This is a genomic window from Paenibacillus alkaliterrae (genome assembly GCF_021532375.1).
Taxonomy (GTDB): Bacteria; Bacillota; Bacilli; order Paenibacillales; family Paenibacillaceae; genus Pristimantibacillus; species Pristimantibacillus alkaliterrae.
Window position 1 is genome coordinate 1 of record NZ_JAKGAP010000010.1, and the last position, 17,652, is coordinate 17,652.

The window sequence follows — 17,652 nt, forward strand, 5'->3', positions numbered from 1 at the left end:
AAATCTAATCGCCAAATGCTTGTCGGTGGCGAATGAAAAAAGCCACCGTCATTGGCGGTTCCGAATTCACCGACAATTAAAGTGGCTGATGACAGTTTGGTCGAATTAGATCTATTTTCTAGACTAATATGGGTAAGTGATGAGCTTTTGAGGCCGCCTGGCGGGAGGTGCGACGAATTAAGTCTAGTTTCTAGATCTATGTTTGCAGAATGGCTTAGTTTGGTCGGATTAGATCTGTTTTCTAGACTAATATGGGTGAGTGATGGTTGCTTTAATAAAGTGTGTCTGAGACAGCTGGAATTATTTCAGTTCGTGCTGCCGGAGCAGCCGTGAACTCGCGAGATTGATTAGTTCAAATTATATAGTTATTACCAGACTAGCAAGTTTCCATTTCCTTTTGCAACACGATTGCAGCTAAAAGCCAAACAAATGGGGCTTTCCCCTAAGTCATCAAACATGACTTTTGGGACAGCCCCGTTCCTTTAGGCCAAGCCGGCCATTTCTTCCGGCCTCATCGCTTTCAATTGCTGCTCGTAGAGCTTCCGGTATAATCCGCCTTCGCGCAGCAGCTTGCCGTGACTCCCTCTCTGTACGATTTCCCCGTCGTCAATCACTAATATTTGATTAGCACGAACGACCGTGGCGAGACGATGGGCGATAACGAAGGTCGTCCTCCCCTGCATAAGGCGCTCCAAGGCTTCTGTCACTAAAGCCTCAGATTCGGAGTCCAGAGCAGAGGTAGCTTCGTCCAAAATCAATATTTTCGGATCCTTAAGGAGCGCTCTCGCAATGGCCAACCGCTGCTTTTGCCCGCCTGACAACCGCATTCCCCTCTCTCCGATTACCGACTCGTAACCGTCCTTAAACTGCATAATAAAGTCATGGGCATTGGCCGCTTTCGCGGCAGCAATCACTTCTTTCATCGAAGCATCGGGACGGCCGTAGACCAGATTTTCTTTGATCGAGCCGGAGAAAAGAATATTTTCCTGCAGGACTAAAGCGATATGCCTTCGCAAATCCTCCAAGCGGTAATCGCGAACATTATGCCCGTCGATAAAAAACTCACCCTTGGCAGGCTCGTAAAACCTCGGGATCAGATTGATCAAGGTCGATTTGCCGGCGCCGCTGGGTCCGACAAGAGCGATCACTTCGCCTGAACGCGCTTCGAAGGTAATATCCTTTATCCCCTGCCTTTCTTCGATCGTAACCTCCGGCGGGACGGGGCGGACATTCGTCGGCTTCCAGAAAAACGCTTCGGCGCTTTTTCCCGTTCAATCAAATCCGGGTTCACTGCTCCGTCAGCGGACTGTTGTGTTACATTTCGGGTTGAATACGTATATGAAACGTCAATAAACACAATATGTCCGTCGCATCTCGGCATGGATAGCGCATTTTCCGATTCCGTGATCGCAGGCTTCTCATCGAGCACTTCAAAGATCCGCTCAATATTCGTTATGGAGTTTTGGATCGTAACATTGACGTCGGCGAAGCGTTGAATGGGTCCGTACAGATTACCTAGCAGCATCTGAAAGGCGATAATCTCGCCTGCGGTCATTTTGCCGGCAAGCACCATGCTTCCTCCGACCAGCCAGATCACGGATGCCGCCGATATGCGCAAACGTCTCGCTAAGCCTTCCCAATACATTTGAGAACAAATGGGCGTATAACGTATGCTTATAGTGCTGCTTGGTCTGACCGGAAAACCGTTCCTGCTCCTGCCTTTCGCCATTGAACGCCTGGACGATCCGAATCCCCGCCATCCGCTCGACCAGCGTACCAGATATGCGCTCCATTTGCCGGTGAACGGACCGCCAGGCAAGACGGATATGCACATTCATATTCGTAAACGATAAGTAATAAAAGGGTAAAATAGCCAGCGATAAAGCCGCAAGGAAAACGTTCATCCGAAATAACAGAAAGCCCGCAAAAAGAACCATAAACAAATCGAGAACCAGATTGATAATTCCCCCGCCTATAAGGTTTTGCGCACCGCCGATGTCATGAATGACTCTGGAGGAAATCCCGCCCACCTGGCGTTGATCATAAAAACTGACCGGCATCTTTTGCAAATGCTTGTATAACTGTTCGCGCAGATCCTTCATCATTCGGTTGCCTAAAAGGGCAGAGCAGTAATTTCTGAAAAAATTAACGATGACGCCAATTAATAAAATAACGGACATCATCCCTATTATAGGGTAAAGCCCCCATCCGCCTTTACCGGCCAGCACATCGTCTATTAAGATTTGCGTGTAAATCGGCGTAGATAACGGCGCGATGAGTTGAACGATACCTAATAGAATGATAAACCCTATCGTCCGCCTGTACGGCTTTGCCCAACATAAGTATCGTTTAACCGGACTAATACAAATCCCCCCTGAGCTAGATCTTTAATTGAAACCTTCCCCATCTTAGTTCAAGATGTAAGGGATTACAAAGACCATCCTGTAAAGGAAATCCAAGGAAATGAATGGAATATTGCGAAATGACTGCTTATAAAAGCAATGATGAAGGATCTCCAATTAATCTCCGATCACAGAAAGCAATTTAAAATTTACATATTGGCCAAATTGATGTTTAATGAAGGGTTAATGATTTTTTTTCGTTCGGCATAAAAAAAAAGCAGGCCTGCGCTAAGCAAACCTGCTTCGGTTGATCCAACCTCACAGAGCTATTCGAGTCCGGGCGGCGCCATTGCGACCGTTGCCCTTGGCATCGTAAAGCGCTCTGTCGCACAAATTGTAGAGCGTTTCAAGAGTTGTACGTTGGTCGGGCACGATGGTGACAACACCGCGACTTACCGAAAGAGTGGCCGGAATTTCCGGAATACCAGCCTGAACCGCGGACAATCTGAAACGTTCTACAAGTCTATCGGATTCGGCTTCGTTCGCCTCTGGCAGCAGAATTGCAAATTCGTCGCCGCCATACCTGATATCGAACAACACCAATGAAAGATGCTTCTGTTTTTTCACATGCTCGGCTATGATTTGTTTTGCGAGTAAAACAAAGGTTCTGCGATTTAGAATGCCCGTCAAATCATCGAAGCTGGCTACGCGCAGCAGTTCTTGGTCGACTTGTTCTTTCAACAAGATTACAAACCCGGTATTGCCTACGAACATGATTAAAAAAAGTGCTAAGAAGGATAACGTCTGGTAGAGCCCAGGTGTAAACAGCCCCATCATTTGATTGAATTCCAAAGCGGCAATTGTCCTTCCGACAAGGGAAGCGATGGTGAAAATATACAAAAAACCGATAATTTTCATAATCGATGATGCATTTTTGATCCGAATCATCCGATAAGCCGGGGTTACCATGAAGGCTGCTATTCCGATCGATGCTGCCGCAATCCTTATATTTTCTTGATTATTGAAAAAAATGACCAGATGAAACCCCAATATGGTTGCAGCAGTCAAGGCTGCATGCCATCTCTTCGTGTTTCGTTGAAATGCTTGCAGCAGCTAGCAATAGCCACGCGACCGCTTGTATACATTTTGCTAGAAAGAAAACATTTAGGCTGCTATCTTTCGTATGATTGCGCCAATAAGCGCTAATGAGGATTACAGAAAATAAGTGTCCGACCACGAGTAAGATGAAAATCGTCTTCATATCTAGTAGCAATGTCATGCTGAGCACCAAGCGCGTCGGATGAGGCGTACGGAGCCGAAATTATTGGATTTTTCCAAGTTAGCGCACCATTTGGTGCGTCCGAGGGGAAAGTTACTGGAGGAATCCAACATAGCGCGTTGGTTGGCGTGTTTAGCTGGGGAGACACAAAGGAGCAGTTCCTCAGACATCAATCTGACTGAGAGACTGCCCCAATTTTTGCATCTATCGGGATGATATCCCAAAATGCTTATGAATGTTATTACCTGCGCCTGCACCCCGCGCATTTTTCCTGCCTCCAAATTGCCAAACCCGTTCGAGTAACTATCAAGAAAAATAAAAAAGAGGAAGCTTTCCGTGAAATGAAAAGCAAGCTTGCCTTACGTCCGATTCATCTTACACGTCCAGAGCGAGTGAAAGCCCATGTAAGCTTGTGTATCTTAGCAGATTACGATGACAGAGATGACAGAGCAACAAAAGCGTTGAGTGAAGATCATTCCAAGTGAGAGATAGTTGTCAAACGATAACAGATCGTTCCTAACGGGAGGCCAATCATACTTCCAAAACGACTTTTCTCACATCGTTCGGATGCCTTTCAATGAGTTCAATCGCTTGATGAATTTCTTCCAATCGAAAGCGATGCGTAATGAAAGATTTCGTATCTATTTTTCTATCATTAAATAAGGTAATCACTTCAGAAAACTTATCTGACTGTAAGCGAGAGCCTGCGATAGTCAATTCTTTCTTCGTGATCGGCAATTGAGGAATCTGTGACGGAGTATCGCCGAATCCAAGTACCACAACGCGCCCTGCTACGGAGGTATATTCCACTGCCTGTTCAAATGTCTTTGTTGTACATACTGCATCAATGGTTACGTTCGGGCCCAAACCTCCGGTAAGGGCGAAAATCTCCTTACGGATATCGTCATTGGCAGCATTGAACGCATAATCTGCTCCCAATTCCAGAGCATAAGCGAGTTTGGCATCACTCAAATCGGAAACAATGCAGGTAGCACCTTGAATTTTAGCTATCTGCAAGGCACATATGCCGATGGGTCCGGCACCCATAATAAATACGGTATCACCTTTTCGCACATCTCCGCGCCATACCGCCTGAGCTCCAATCGTAAAGGGTTCAATCAGAACCCCTGTCTGCCAATCCAAGTCCTCTGCAATTTTATGAACGTTATTTTCCGGAAGCACTATATATTCCTGATAACCTCCGTCCAAATGAACGCCGTATACCTGCAAATGTTCACATACATTTTTTCGTCCAGACTTACAGGCATAACAATTTCCGCAAGTCTGTATCGGTTCCAACACAACTTTATCTCCTACAGAAACATACTCAACATTCGATCCTACTTCCACGATTTCACCAGTCACTTCGTGGCCAATGATTCGCGGATAAGTAGCAACAGGGGAAGTCCCGTGATAAATATGCATATCCGAGCCGCAAATTCCTACCAATTTCACTTTCATAAGTACTTCATTACCATTACGTATATGCGGCTTTTCTTTCTCAATAATCTTAACTTCACCCGGTTTTACAACTTGTACCGCTTTCATAGCATTCACCTCTCTGCCATTATGCCGAGATTAATTTGGTATTAACCATTTTTTATTTACTTTCACAACTACCTTTTTTATAGTCGTTCGGCCATTTCTACTGCAACCGGGTCTATGCAAGTCGGAAGGAAAAAATATCGCAAACATCCCGGGATATAACGCCAGCTCCATTTCCCCTTTAATTTCTTCATATAGCGCATAATCCTTCGTTTCCAGTTCGTTTTCGACGGGAACGTTTTCTCTCGATTCCCTTGCGAAACCAATAATCTCCTCACCGCTTATCAGGTACTGGACATCAATGTACTTGGAGTGACATTCGGCTCTTCTCTCAGACTTGTCCACTGTACTCATTTCTTGAACGACAGCAAACAAATCGTCTCCTTCGATTTCATACTTCCCTGTATCTAGTTGAACCAAATCTGTGTTTTTAATGTACTCCAATGCTTTCTGAATAACGGGTGAGAGTGAGTTTCTTTCCTCTTCCCAGTTCATGAAGTCTCCGAAGATCATGCTTAACCCCCTCATTTCTATTACAGATCCAATACGGTCTTCCAAATATTCTCATCAACAGGTATTCCTTTTTCCAAGTTCGCTTTTCTTGTTTCGACTGTGCGTTCTCCTGGAAAAGTAACCTTACCATCTATTTCAGCAGGTTCTGCCTGATGTAAATACTCAACGACCTCGTTGACCATATTTTCAGTAAATAATTCACCTGATATGACAGTCGGGTCCATGGCTATAAATACTTGAGAGCCTCCATAACCGGAAATCCCAGGCTGAGGTTTTAACTCATCCATTTTGCGGGTAGATAATCCGCCTGATAGCAATGCAGCTATTAAATCCAATAAAATGGATAGCCCCGAGCCCTTCCAATATCCGGTAGGTAAAATGCGCATCGATCTCTCAATCGCTGCCGGATCTCTAGTCAATTGCCCCTCGTCGTCAAACCCGCCATCTACGGGCAAAAGTTCATTTTTCAATCTTGTCACCTCTAATTTTCCATAGGAAAATTGAGACATAGCCATATCCAATACAATGTTGCCAGACTCTCTCGGAACCGCTAAAACAAAGGGGTTATTTCCTATTTTTGTTTCTTTTGCCCCCCATGGAGGCATGCAGGATTCCGTATTCGTCCAGCAGATCCCTATGCATCCGGCATTAGCAGCCTGCCAACCGTAACTGCCTCCACGCATCCAATGATTCGTATTTCTAATCGTTACGATTCCAACCCCATGTTCACGGGCCATTTCAATTGCACGCTGCATACACATTTTTGCATTTAAATTCCCTGCTCCGAGGTTTCCGTCATACCTTTCGAGCATCCCCACACTATCCATTTTTGTCGGGACCGCGTGAATATCCACCAAGCCCTTATCGATATAATCCACAAAACGGGGAACCCGGTTTAAACCATGTGAATAAACGCCCTCCAGACTTGCTTCTGCAAATAATAGAGCGCATTCCTCTGCACGTTCTTTTGTAAACCCTTTTTTCAGCAGTACCCGCACGATCTCATCTTTCATCGTTTCAAAAGGAACCCTTTTCATTTTCCGTCTCTCCTTCTAGCTTGTTTTATGCCGCATGCCTTTCATTTCCAGCTTATTTCTTATAATACCCTCTAGATTCCAACAGTTTATGGATACTCGCGTTTGTTTCATCAAGAGCATCCTTTGGGGATTTTTCTCCAGCAAGAGCTTTTGAAATACCATCGGTGATCATTTCCTGAATGCTAGGCCATTCCGGTAGATTAGGTTCCAGTTTAGCCCGATTGATCGCCGCTTCAATATAGGGGAACTCAGGACGCTCCTTAATCAATTCGGGATCTTGCAAAACAGACTTTACAGGTGGAACGCCGCCCGCGAGCGCATACCTCTTCGCACCTTCATTAGTGACCCATGATATGAATTTATAAGCGGCTTCTTTCTTTTTGGATGCGGTGTTTATGGCGATCGACCATGCATGGATGAATGAAACTCCATCAGGTACTTGAGTAACCGCAAACTTATCAAACACTTTCGGAGATTTCGTTTGATCTTTCAATTGTGAGTATGCTGCGTTCCATTCGACGGCCATCGCTACTTTTTCATTTTGAAATGCGGATAGCACTTCAGGAAACTCGTACGTGGTTGCGTCCGGAGGGACCACCTTATGTTTCCGGAAATTATCGACTACAAAAGTGAGCGCCTTTACCCCGGCTTCACTGTTTAGAGTCGGCTTCGTATCCTTATCAAACAATTCTCCACCCATAGCCCAAAAATACTGATACCATTCCTTAGGTTGTGTATATCCTCTCTTGCCTTGGAAAGTGGTACCGAATTCTGTTGGGGATTGCGGATTCTTACTTTGGGTAAACTTTTCTGCGAGCTCGGCATACTCTTCCCACGTTTTCGGTGGATTTGGAATTAAATCTTTTCGATAAATTAATAACATGGTACTCAATTCAAGCGGCATTGCATAAGTCTTTTCTTTATATTTGACGGATTGGACGGATGCCGGTAAAAAATGCTCTAAATTTGTGCCGTTTTTTTCCATAAAGGGACCAAGGTCCTCGAATTGTCCTCCAGCGGCAAATTGTCCCACATAATTATTAAGCACTAACGCTACATCAAGACCCTCATCTTTTCCAAGCAGTTGGGTAGATACCTTTTGCAAGTATGCATCCCGCCCTATCTCCTGGACGTTTACTTTAATCCCCGTTTCTTTTTCAAAGTCAGGCCCTAATTTGTTTAATGAATTGTACAAAACGCCCGACTGGGCAACAACTGTAATCGTCTCCCCCTTCGTCGCGGCTTGACCGTTTGTGGTTGAAGATGTTGAAGTTTGACTGGTCGCCGGCGCACATCCGACAGTAATGAGTAAGAGTGTTAAAGCGCCTAGCATCATTTTTTTCCGCATAGCAATGTCCCCCTAGAAGAATAGTATATGATCATTTCACAGCACCCATCGTAAGCCCTTTAACCAGATGCTTTTGGACAAGAAGTGTGAAAATAAACAACGGAATCATCAACATTGTACCGGTAGCAGTAACAGGTCCCCAAAGAATGGCTTCCTGCGTGACGAAATTGGCTGCCATGACAGGCAATGTTTTAGCTTGTGTGCCTGTCAGATTTAATGCGAATAAAAATTCATTCCAGGAGTTCATTGCTGCAAAAATGGCAGACACAGCGAAACCGGGCTTCGCCAGCGGCAGCATAATCCGCCACATGGCACCAAAACGTGAAGCACCATCAATTGACGCTGCTTCTTCCAGACTTTCAGGAAGTTCTTTCAGAAACCCCCACATCAACCAGATGACAAAGGGCAAATTAAATGATGTGTAGGCTAAAGTGAGTGTGTATAAATTATCAGTTCCTCCAAATTGACGAAATATGACGAAGAAAGGTACAACCAGCACAATGGGTGGAAACATCTTAGTAAAGAACACGGCGAAGCTGATCCATTTCTGGCCCCTGATCCGAAATCGAGCAAGACTGTAACCCGCTAATGTACCTACAAAAAGCGAAAGCGCAGTTGATAATACAGTTACGATCAGCGAATTTAGAAAATAATATAAAAACGGTTGTTTGCTAAATACAATCGAGTAGTTTTCAAAGGTTGGTTTAAACATCCAGACAGGCGGGATTTGAAAAGCCTGTACCGGCGTTTTAATTGAAGTAAACATCACCCAGAATATCGGAAATAGAAATATGATCAAAGCAATGCTGACATATCCATATCCCCATCCATTTTTGCGAATCATGCGCTTCCCCCCTCTCTTTATTTTTCCGAATACAGTGATCGGATAGCAAACCAACATATAATCCCGACAATGACCGTCAATACGATAGCTAATGCAGATCCATATCCAAAGTCAAAATCCACAAATGCTTTCCTATGCAAGAGAATGGAGGTTGTTTCCGTTGCCGTACCAGGACCGCCTCCGGTCAAAACAAAAATCTGATCGAACACTTTTATGGATCCAGCCGTACGCAAAACTAACGAAACGATGATTACCCTCTTCATTAAAGGTATCGTTACATGTCGTATCGTTTGCCATCCGGTAGCTCCGTCTATTTTGGCTGCTTCAAAAGCTTCATTTGGAAGCGATTTCAAACCGGCAAGTAAAGTAATGAACATAAAAGAAGTCCATTGCCAAGTATCAACCATGATAATAGAAGGGAGGGCGAGCGAGTTCGTGCTCAAAATCGCCAGCTTTTCAAAGCCTAACAACGTTAGTATGTAATTAAAAATACCAAAGTTATAATCAAGGATGAATTTCCACATTAATCCTACAACAACTGGCGTGACCATCATTGGCAAGACCAGTAAGGTTGTTGCCATTCCATGCCCTAATTTCATACGATTTACTGCTAAAGCCAGGGTGAAGCCGAAGAACAGCTGCAAGAAGACTCCCACTCCTACGTACATCGCTGTGCGAAACATTGACATATAGAAGCTTGTATCTTGAAACACATTCAAGAGATGCTGCAAACCAATAAATGGCGGATCGGTCAAAGTGAAAAATGTCCAGTCATGAACACTGAGATAAAACGTATATCCAACGGGGTAACAGAAAATCAAAACCATAATAATAAAAGCTGGCATTAATAAAAGGATACGAATTCTCTCGTCCAGCCAGGTCAATATACTGCCTTTACCAAGTGCCCGATTAGATGTGGGCATCATCTTATTTTGTCGCATATGATTCTCCCCTAGTTAGATTAAGTGAACGCTTTATTACATAAATTCATTATTATAAAGCGCTTTCTTGTTATGGCGTTCTTCAACTTGGATAGTGTTCATCTTTGAATTGATTATAGGGTATATTGATGGTGTTCGGAATATATAATATAATTGTATTTGTACTATATCACTATTGTAAAGAAGGTACTCTAATGCAACCTTCCATATGGGAAAACATGTTTCCGCAGTTTACATATGTAGCCGATCGAAGATGTACAACAAACTGGCAGTTTCAAGGAAATAAAATTCATGATAAACATAATCTTATTCTGGTTTACGACGGAGAAGCTGAACTCACTTGTAACGATCGGACTTTTAGCGTTTCCAGAGGAGATTTGGTGTACTATAAGCCTCTAGACTTCCGATTAGGACATACTTTCCCTGATCGTCTAATGAAATGCTTTACAGTGGATTTTCTGTACACCTGTCCAACTTTGACAAATGACGAATGGGAATTCCTGAATATTAATCTCCCCTTTTCAGCGGTCGAAAAAATTAATGATGATTTTCTTTTTTCGCGACTCTTAGATTTATTTTCCAACTTCACAAGAACTTGGTTATCAGGGAACCAAAATAAAACGCCTAGAGGAAGAGCTATTTTTCTAGAGATGATCTCCCTACTCTTACAGTGGAAATGCGGTACTAATTTTAATTATGATAAGGTACGTAAAATCGAAAAAGTGATCCATTATATGACGGAACATTTCCCGAACCAGCTAACTCTGCAAGAAATTGCAGAGCATATAGGGATAAGTCCATCGTATCTTGGAAGTATTTTTAAGGAAGTAACCGGAACTGCTCCAATTAATTATCTTGTAGGTATCCGACTGCGCAAAGCAAAGGATCTATTAAGAGATGGATATTCCGTTACCGAGGCAGCTGAAAAGGTTGGCTTTAACGATGTTTTTTACTTCAGTAAATGCTTTAAAAAACATGTAGGAATAAGTCCGTCACAATATATTTCTGGGGATGCTTAATATTCCTTCCAAGTTCACTCACCGGATAAGGAGAATAGGACATTTTATCCGGCGCATATACTTCGAAAAGGAGGAGGAAGCATATGCGTTTCACCGTCCAATATATACCTCTAAGCAAGATCAAGCCTGGCTTGACCGCCAAAATGACTGCTCATATTCGCAAGCTTCGCAAATCGATGTGGGATTGCATGAATCTTCTCGTGGTGCGCAAAAACCGCAACGACGGCAGCTATATCATTTTACTGGGGAACGACCGCTACGATTTCCTTCGAAAACATACCAAAAATATAGCCGCGCCTTGTTTGGTTGACGAAAGCAAGCCCAAAGCGCGGCTGAAATCATGGCTTTATTCGTTTCAATGGAAAAGGAGAACCAGCCGCTTATCTGATCGCCAGCCCTCCCGTAAAGCTTCGGTCACTTTGTCGATCGTCAACGACTTTCTGAAGGAAGAACCCCGATTCAAAGCGCTAACCTTCAAACAAAAGTTCCAAGTGCTAAAGCTCGCGGTACGGTATAAGAAGACGGTAATCGTGTCTATGAAAGAAAAGGTAGATGACATGTTGTAAGATGAGTCATGCAGCATGACGCTATCGCCTACTTAACATCCTCAAATGCCCGGAAGCCGGCAGGTTTCCTCTCGATGATAACCCAGCCTATCGCTGTAAGGAGCCGACCGATTTTCAAGGTATTAGTTCACATGCATAGAATGGTTTCCGTAGCCAAAAGAGCAGCAATATGACGAAGAAAACCCAATGCTATATTGGGTTTTCCTCTTATACTAAATTCTATTTTATTACGTCAACTTGTTGACTTTGGCCTGTCTTCGCCGCTTCGACGCCGGCTAGTATAACCTCCAGGGCGCGCAAGCCTTCCAAACCGTTAATCTCATGGCCTTTGCCCGACAGAATGCCTTCGACGAAATGATCGATAACGCCGGAATTGGTCTGTCCGCCCACGTCGTTCGTCTGCATTTTGCCGATTTCGATGTTTTCTTTCATGCCGTCCGCATAATCAACGATGATGCCGTAGTTCGGGTCGGCTCCGATCCTCATCGTACCGTTCTCGCAATAAAGAACCGTGCTGTTCACTTCGTTCGGGTAATAGGTCCAGCTAGCCGTTAACGTACCGATCGAGCCTCTGCTGGTCTTCAACAGAAAAATGGCATTATCGTCAATCGGAATTTGTTTATGCAGGGTGCCTACCAAGGCGGATACCTCGGCAATCGGATCATCTAGCAGCCAAGCGATCAGATCCGCCTTATGCACGCCAAGATCGCCCATCGCGCCGACGAACGCTTGATCTTTATTAAAAAACCAGCTTTTTGCGCCGTCAACACTCCAATTCTCAGGTCCGCTATGTCCGAAAGTCGTGGTGAAGGTCAATACTTTCCCTAATTTTCCAAGCTGCAGCATTACTTTTGCTTTCTGATGAACGGGCATCAGCCGCTGATTATGGCCGACCATCAGGTACACGCCGTTTTCTTCGGCTGCCTCGACCATATCCCTGGCTTCTTCAATCGTCGTCGCCATTGGTTTCTCGCAGAGGACATGCTTCCCCGCTTTCATCGCTTGAATAGAAACGGAGGCGTGAAATTGATTGGGTGTACAAATCGATACGGCATCCACTTCACCCAGCGCCAGCAACTGCTCCGTGCTCGTTATGGCATATTTGGCCCCGAACTGCTCCTTCACCTGATTGGCGCGTACCTCGCTAAAATCGCAAACCGCGACAATCTCCACATCCTCTCTTGCCAAATATTCCGGAAGATGCCGGCGCTGCGCAATCGCGCCGCAGCCGATTACTCCTACTCTTAGCTTGTTCGTTGCCATCTCTCATTCACCTTTCCTTTCCTATTACAAAGAGCTAACGATTTGTTTCATATGTTATAGCCTAATTCGATTAACTTGCGAACGACTTCCTTGAAATTCGTCATCCCGAATCTCGCTGCCTCTCTCGTATTGTCCGCAATTTGAACATGCGCGAGGTATGGAGCGATATGCCGCAGGGCGGCGCTGTAATCTCTTTCTTCAATATTCATATGAAAGAGATCGGCCATAATATTCACGCTTGGGAGGTTTACTGCCTCAGCCAGCTTCTTGGTATCGCCCAGCTTATTAATGAGGTAAGTTTCGAATCGGTTACCGGTACAATGATTAAAGTAGCCCAGCTTCAGTTGATTCAAGATCACGGCCAAGGCTAATCCGAGAACAAACTCTAAGCCCACCGACTCCTGAAAGCTGATCGTGAGCAAGAGTGCCAGTGCGTCCTGCGGGAGCGAAGTAAATGGATAAATCCATCATAGCACTCCAAACAGCACGAAAAGCCGGGAACAGCTCCCCGGCCTCTGCCTTGCTAACTTATTTCCTCTCACGGATTCATTCTGTTAGAGCTGACTGAGAAGCATCGATTTGAGCGGCACCATTGCATCTTCGGGAACATAATATTGGAACTTGTTTTCGCTGATTTGACCAAGCAATTGACGGCGAATAGGATCGGCATCCCTCAGGAGGCTCTTAGAAGCTGTATGATAATCGATGGGACGCATCCAGATCGGACTGTAGCCGAGAAACAGCTGCCTTCTCGTGAAGCCGGATTGGTTGGGTGAGCCTGCATGCCACAAATTTTGCGCAAAAATGAACACATCTCCCGGTTTCCCGCATACCTGCAACTCTCCTTCCAGCTGTTGACGCACATCCTTATGGTTCGGATTGTATGGCTTTTTATGGCTTCCCGGAATAACCTTCGTGTTGCCCCGGTTCGGTTCCGTCATATCGCTTAATATATAACAAACCTTAATATAGTACGTAGCCGTTAAGCCTGCAATGACCGGAAATTGAGGATGAGGACCGTCCTGATGCCAATCAATAAAGCTGTGCGAGGCTGTCTTTGCTTCGCTCGGATTCGGTTTTCTGATCGTCAGATGGGAGATATGCAGCTGAATATTATGACCGAGCAAATTAACGATCAACGGCAGGATCGTCGGTTCATCGATCAACGATGCAATCTCAGCGTGCCGCTCGACGCTATTGTAAATGTTATGAGCAAGCGTTTCCGGCTCGTTAGCGATGACTTCATCTATCGCTGTATTCAAGCGGTTAACCCTTTCTGGCGATAATACATCCGGTAAAACCAAATATCCTTGCTCATGGAATCGGGTCATCAATTCTGGAATATTAAGCGGCGCAATCTGCATGGTCCATTCCTCCCAATCAATTAACTTCCGTAACCGAGCGCTTTCAACTGCTCGTTCGCGCTATCTAAATATGCTTTGTAATTCATAGATGTCTCCAGCGTCTTGATAAACGCATCGTACTCGCTAAGCGGACGTTTGTTATAGATGAATTTCGCAATCTCTTCTTCGATATAACGATTGGCGTCAACCGGATTAAAGCCCTCCGGATTATCTATGAATCCGTTCAACGCTTCAATGCGGGGTTGGTCGTTAGCAAAGGCAATGGCATCGGACTGCAGAGCGAACTTTGCTTGCAAGTACTCCATTTCCGGTCTTCCGGTGAATTGATACAACCAGGAATGACCAACTTCACCTGCTTTATCCGTCATCTTTGGCTTGCCGTTATCAAGTGTGAAATGTGTGTCCTTCACCCCGAATTGCACAAGCATCGAGCCGCCGTCCGGATTAGAAATATAATTCAACAAATCGAAAATCCGCTGCAGCTTCTCCGGATCCTTCTCGAGCGCCTTCGGAACGGCGAATCGGGCCGGTGTCGCGCCGATATCCCATGATCCGTCGTATTGTCCGCCGGCTCCGCTAGGCGCAGCAATCTGCACCCACTCCGCATTCGGATTAACGGTTTTGATTTGCTCCACGAATTGCTCTTTGGTGATGTTCGGCCAATCGATATAAACGATGCCGGCTTGCCCCTTGATCGCTTTCTCCTGATGCTGCAACCCGCTGTTGGCCAGCAGCTCCGGATCGACCGAGCCCGATGCGATCATTTGCCCAATGAACGCCAGCGCCTCCTTCATGGCCGGATCGTACATAGCGTTGACGACCGCCCCGTCCTTCACGTAGAAATTGCCAGGCATACCGACGCCGAAAGCGCCGAATACCGGTGAAAACGCGCCCAGCTTACCTCCAGTCAGACCGAAGGTGTCCGGCTTCCCGTTACCGTCAGGATCCTCTTTGGTGAAGGCTTCCGCTACTGCCGCCAATTGCTCCACGGTCGTCGGTACCGACAGCTGCAGCTTATCCAGCCAATCCTTGCGAATCCAAAACGTGTTATACGGGATTTGCGGAGATTTGGAAATGGCATATACCTTTCCGTCCACCATACCCTTCTTGACGCTGTCTTCGCCAATGAAGGATACGGTTTGCTGCAATTTATCCATGTAAGGCGTTAAATCAAGCAATAGTCCTTGTTTGGAAAACTGGATGAGCTGCTGGCGGTCTACCATAAACAGGTCCGGAAAATTTCCCGAGGCCATGCGGACATTCAATTGATTGCCGTAATCGTCTGCCGAAGGATATACGGTCAAATTCAGATCAATGTTCAGCGCCTTATCCAGCTCCTGCTTAATAATGTCCTTATCCGGGGAAGGCAGGTTATTACCGCTCTCAATAATCTCCAGCTTAACCGGCTTGCCGCTCGGCTGTGCAGTTTCACTGCTTGGCTCCGCGGTATTGCTTGGGGTGTTGCCAACGTTTTTATTGCCAGCTCCTCCCGAACAACCTGCAAGAAGAGCTCCTAGCAGCGAAACGGTCAACATAAAAGAAAATATTTTTCTCATCTTCATATCCCCTTTCAGAACTCTGGCTATTGAATAGGTCTGCATAACTGGCCAGTTATCTATGCAGCCTAGATCAACCTTTAATCGAACCGAGAAGCATGCCTTTCGTAAAGTGCTTCTGAAGGAAAGGATAAATAACGATAACCGGCAGGCTGGCAATCATGACGGAAGCCATCTGCATCGTCTGGGTCGGCATCATATTCTCCGCATTCTCAAGCGGCTGCTGGCTTTGCATCAGAATTTCCCTGACGACAACCTGCAGCGGGAATAACGTCCGGTCGGTCACATAGAAGATCGCTTGGAAGAACTCGTTCCAATGACCGACCAAATAGAACAAGCCGACCGTAAGCAAAACGGGAATCGAAAGCGGCGTTACGATCTGAAGCAATATGCGGAATTCCTTGGCGCCGTCCATTCTTGCGGATTCGAACAGCTCCTCAGGCAGCCCCTCGAAGAAGCTCTTCATAATGAGCACGTTAAAGCTCCATACCGCGTTAGGTAAAATCATCGCCCAGATCGAATCGAGCAGTCCCATCGACTTCACGACCAGATAAGTCGGAATGATTCCTCCGCTGAACAATAAGGTAAACACAATCATCAGGAGAAAAAAGTTTCTTGCCGGCAGATTTCTGCGGCTAAGCGGATAAGCCATGAGGCTGGTCAATACGAGATTAACTGCCGTGCCGACCACTGTAATCAGAACGGTAATTTGGAACGCCTTCGGAATATTCGATTCCGTAAGCAGCGTCCGGTAAGCGGAAAACGTGATTTCTCTTGGGATCAAGATAAAGCCGCCATTGCGCAATACTTCCCCGAATGGAGTGATGGATACCGATACCACGTACAAAATCGGAAGAATGGCAGCCAGACCGCATAACCCGAGAATGGCATATACGATCGAATTAAATATTTTGTCATCGAGACCTCTCACCATATTCCCTCACCCCACTTCTTCGCCAAGCGATTGGCACCCAGTACCAGTATGAGCCCAATGACCGACTTGAACAATCCGACTGCCGATGCCAAGCTGAAATTTAATTGCTGCAAGCCGGTTCGATAGACCCAAGTATCGAGGATGTCCGCGACCGGATATACCTGAATGTTGTACAGGATATAAATCTGATCGAAACCGGCATCGAGCAGATGGCCAAGCTTCAGAATAAATAGCAATATGATGATGCTTCGGATGCCAGGCAGCGTGATATGCCAAATCATGCGCAGCCGGCTCGCTCCGTCCACCTTGGCCGCTTCATAGAGCGTAGGGTCGATGCCCGCCATCGCCGCCAAGTAAATAATCGCTCCCCAGCCGAGATTTTGCCAAACCTCTGAGCCGACCAGAATGCTGCGGAAATAGTCCGTCGAGGTCAAGAATGGGATCGAACTGCCTCCCGCTTCTGCAATCCAGCGGTTTATCAATCCCCCGTTCTGGGAGAATAACGTCAGAAGAATACCGAAAATGATGACCCATGATAAGAAATGCGGCATATAGGTGAGCGTTTGGACGATGGACTTTAACCAACGAACACGGCATTCGTTCAGCAGCAGCGCCAGTATAATTGGCGGCAGTGACCCCCAAACCAGCTTGTAACAGCTGATTAATAGCGTATTGGTCAACAACTGGCTGAAATAGGGGGATTGATAGAAATCTTGAAAGTGTTTATACCAAGGATTGATCCACGCGCTTCCCGTTATACCATCCATGATGGCAAAGTTCTTAAAGGCAATGATGACCCCGTACATCGGAAAATACCGAAAAATAATGAAATAGATCATGCCCGGCAGCAGCATGACGTAAAATGCCCGGAAACGCCAGACAGCTCTCAAAACCGTCTGCCATTTCGTTTGCGAAGCGGGCTGTATCCGAGGGGCGGGCGTGAGGCTATGTTTGGCTTCCATCTTATCCCTCCTTTTGTGAATGCGCTTCCATTGCTTGCTTTAAGTATAAACAGCAGAACACTGCGCCGATATACATAAAAACGTAAAAAGTGTACGGTTTTGTGGGAACTTACTAGGCAAGCGACTCATTAAATAGGCT

The 17,652-nt window shown here is 45.7% G+C and carries 18 protein-coding genes; 2 read left to right on the forward strand and 16 right to left on the reverse strand.

Annotated features, from left to right (window positions below; genetic code table 11):
• Positions 1-482: 482 nt before the first annotated feature.
• The 10 genes from L1N85_RS05550 to L1N85_RS05595 form a co-directional block, all read right to left on the reverse strand.
• The gene (locus L1N85_RS05550; protein ID WP_407946330.1) at positions 483-1,202 is read right to left on the reverse strand and encodes an ABC transporter ATP-binding protein; all 720 of its coding nucleotides are present in this window, start codon (positions 1,200-1,202) and stop codon (positions 483-485) included.
• Entirely contained in the window at positions 1,181-1,573 is a 393-nt protein-coding gene (locus L1N85_RS05555) for a hypothetical protein (RefSeq protein ID WP_235235760.1), read from the reverse strand. The genes L1N85_RS05550 and L1N85_RS05555 overlap by 22 nt, the downstream gene beginning before the upstream one ends.
• Complete coding sequence (locus L1N85_RS05560) at positions 1,512-2,369, reverse strand: ABC transporter ATP-binding protein (protein ID WP_328285158.1); 858 nt, start codon at positions 2,367-2,369, stop codon at positions 1,512-1,514. The genes L1N85_RS05555 and L1N85_RS05560 overlap by 62 nt, the downstream gene beginning before the upstream one ends.
• A 291-nt stretch (positions 2,370-2,660) precedes the next feature.
• Entirely contained in the window at positions 2,661-3,410 is a 750-nt protein-coding gene (locus L1N85_RS05565; RefSeq protein WP_235235761.1) for a GGDEF domain-containing protein, read from the reverse strand.
• Positions 3,411-4,152: 742 nt separating this feature from the next.
• A complete protein-coding gene (locus L1N85_RS05570; protein ID WP_235235764.1) occupies positions 4,153-5,169 on the reverse strand; it encodes a zinc-binding alcohol dehydrogenase family protein in 1,017 nt (338 codons plus the stop codon).
• 30 nt (positions 5,170-5,199) lie between these two features.
• Positions 5,200-5,679, reverse strand: coding sequence for a YhcH/YjgK/YiaL family protein (locus L1N85_RS05575; RefSeq protein ID WP_235235765.1), 480 nt, complete (start codon positions 5,677-5,679; stop codon positions 5,200-5,202).
• 20 nt (positions 5,680-5,699) lie between these two features.
• Positions 5,700-6,716, reverse strand: a complete 1,017-nt coding sequence (gene yiaK, locus L1N85_RS05580; protein ID WP_235235773.1) for a 3-dehydro-L-gulonate 2-dehydrogenase — start codon at positions 6,714-6,716, stop codon at positions 5,700-5,702.
• A 52-nt stretch (positions 6,717-6,768) separates the two neighbouring features.
• Positions 6,769-8,064, reverse strand: coding sequence for an ABC transporter substrate-binding protein (locus L1N85_RS05585; RefSeq protein ID WP_235235775.1), 1,296 nt, complete (start codon positions 8,062-8,064; stop codon positions 6,769-6,771).
• 31 nt (positions 8,065-8,095) lie between these two features.
• Positions 8,096-8,908 (reverse strand): carbohydrate ABC transporter permease, encoded by an 813-nt coding sequence (locus tag L1N85_RS05590; protein WP_235235776.1) that lies wholly within the window; start codon positions 8,906-8,908, stop codon positions 8,096-8,098.
• 17 nt (positions 8,909-8,925) lie between these two features.
• Positions 8,926-9,849, reverse strand: coding sequence for a carbohydrate ABC transporter permease (locus L1N85_RS05595; RefSeq protein WP_235235778.1), 924 nt, complete (start codon positions 9,847-9,849; stop codon positions 8,926-8,928).
• A 194-nt stretch (positions 9,850-10,043) separates the two neighbouring features.
• On the opposite strand from L1N85_RS05595, the gene L1N85_RS05600 reads away from it, so the two are divergent.
• Both L1N85_RS05600 and L1N85_RS05605 read left to right on the forward strand, forming a co-directional pair.
• The gene (locus L1N85_RS05600; protein ID WP_235235780.1) at positions 10,044-10,868 is read left to right on the forward strand and encodes an AraC family transcriptional regulator; all 825 of its coding nucleotides are present in this window, start codon (positions 10,044-10,046) and stop codon (positions 10,866-10,868) included.
• Between the two features lie 83 nt (positions 10,869-10,951).
• Positions 10,952-11,434 carry a hypothetical protein gene (locus L1N85_RS05605; RefSeq protein WP_235235782.1) on the forward strand — a complete coding sequence of 161 codons (483 nt, stop codon included), beginning with the start codon at positions 10,952-10,954 and terminating at the stop codon, positions 11,432-11,434.
• 219 nt (positions 11,435-11,653) lie between these two features.
• Here L1N85_RS05605 and L1N85_RS05610 read toward each other — a convergent pair whose 3' ends face one another.
• From L1N85_RS05610 to L1N85_RS05635, 6 genes are all read right to left on the reverse strand, one after another.
• Positions 11,654-12,697 (reverse strand): Gfo/Idh/MocA family protein, encoded by a 1,044-nt coding sequence (locus tag L1N85_RS05610; RefSeq protein WP_235235785.1) that lies wholly within the window; start codon positions 12,695-12,697, stop codon positions 11,654-11,656.
• Positions 12,698-12,744: 47 nt separating this feature from the next.
• On the reverse strand, positions 12,745-13,092 hold the full coding sequence (locus tag L1N85_RS05615) for a sugar phosphate isomerase/epimerase family protein (RefSeq protein WP_235235802.1): 348 nt from the start codon (positions 13,090-13,092) through the stop codon (positions 12,745-12,747).
• Between the two features lie 159 nt (positions 13,093-13,251).
• Positions 13,252-14,061 carry a phytanoyl-CoA dioxygenase family protein gene (locus tag L1N85_RS05620; RefSeq protein WP_235235804.1) on the reverse strand — a complete coding sequence of 270 codons (810 nt, stop codon included), beginning with the start codon at positions 14,059-14,061 and terminating at the stop codon, positions 13,252-13,254.
• A gap of 20 nt (positions 14,062-14,081) precedes the next feature.
• Positions 14,082-15,617, reverse strand: a complete 1,536-nt coding sequence (locus L1N85_RS05625; RefSeq protein WP_235235812.1) for an extracellular solute-binding protein — start codon at positions 15,615-15,617, stop codon at positions 14,082-14,084.
• A gap of 73 nt (positions 15,618-15,690) precedes the next feature.
• Positions 15,691-16,551 (reverse strand): carbohydrate ABC transporter permease, encoded by an 861-nt coding sequence (locus L1N85_RS05630; RefSeq protein ID WP_235235814.1) that lies wholly within the window; start codon positions 16,549-16,551, stop codon positions 15,691-15,693.
• Positions 16,545-17,513: an ABC transporter permease gene (locus L1N85_RS05635; RefSeq protein WP_235235816.1), complete on the reverse strand. Its 969-nt coding sequence runs from the start codon at positions 17,511-17,513 to the stop codon at positions 16,545-16,547. Before L1N85_RS05635 ends, L1N85_RS05630 begins: the two co-directional genes overlap by 7 nt.
• Positions 17,514-17,652 lie beyond the last annotated feature (139 nt).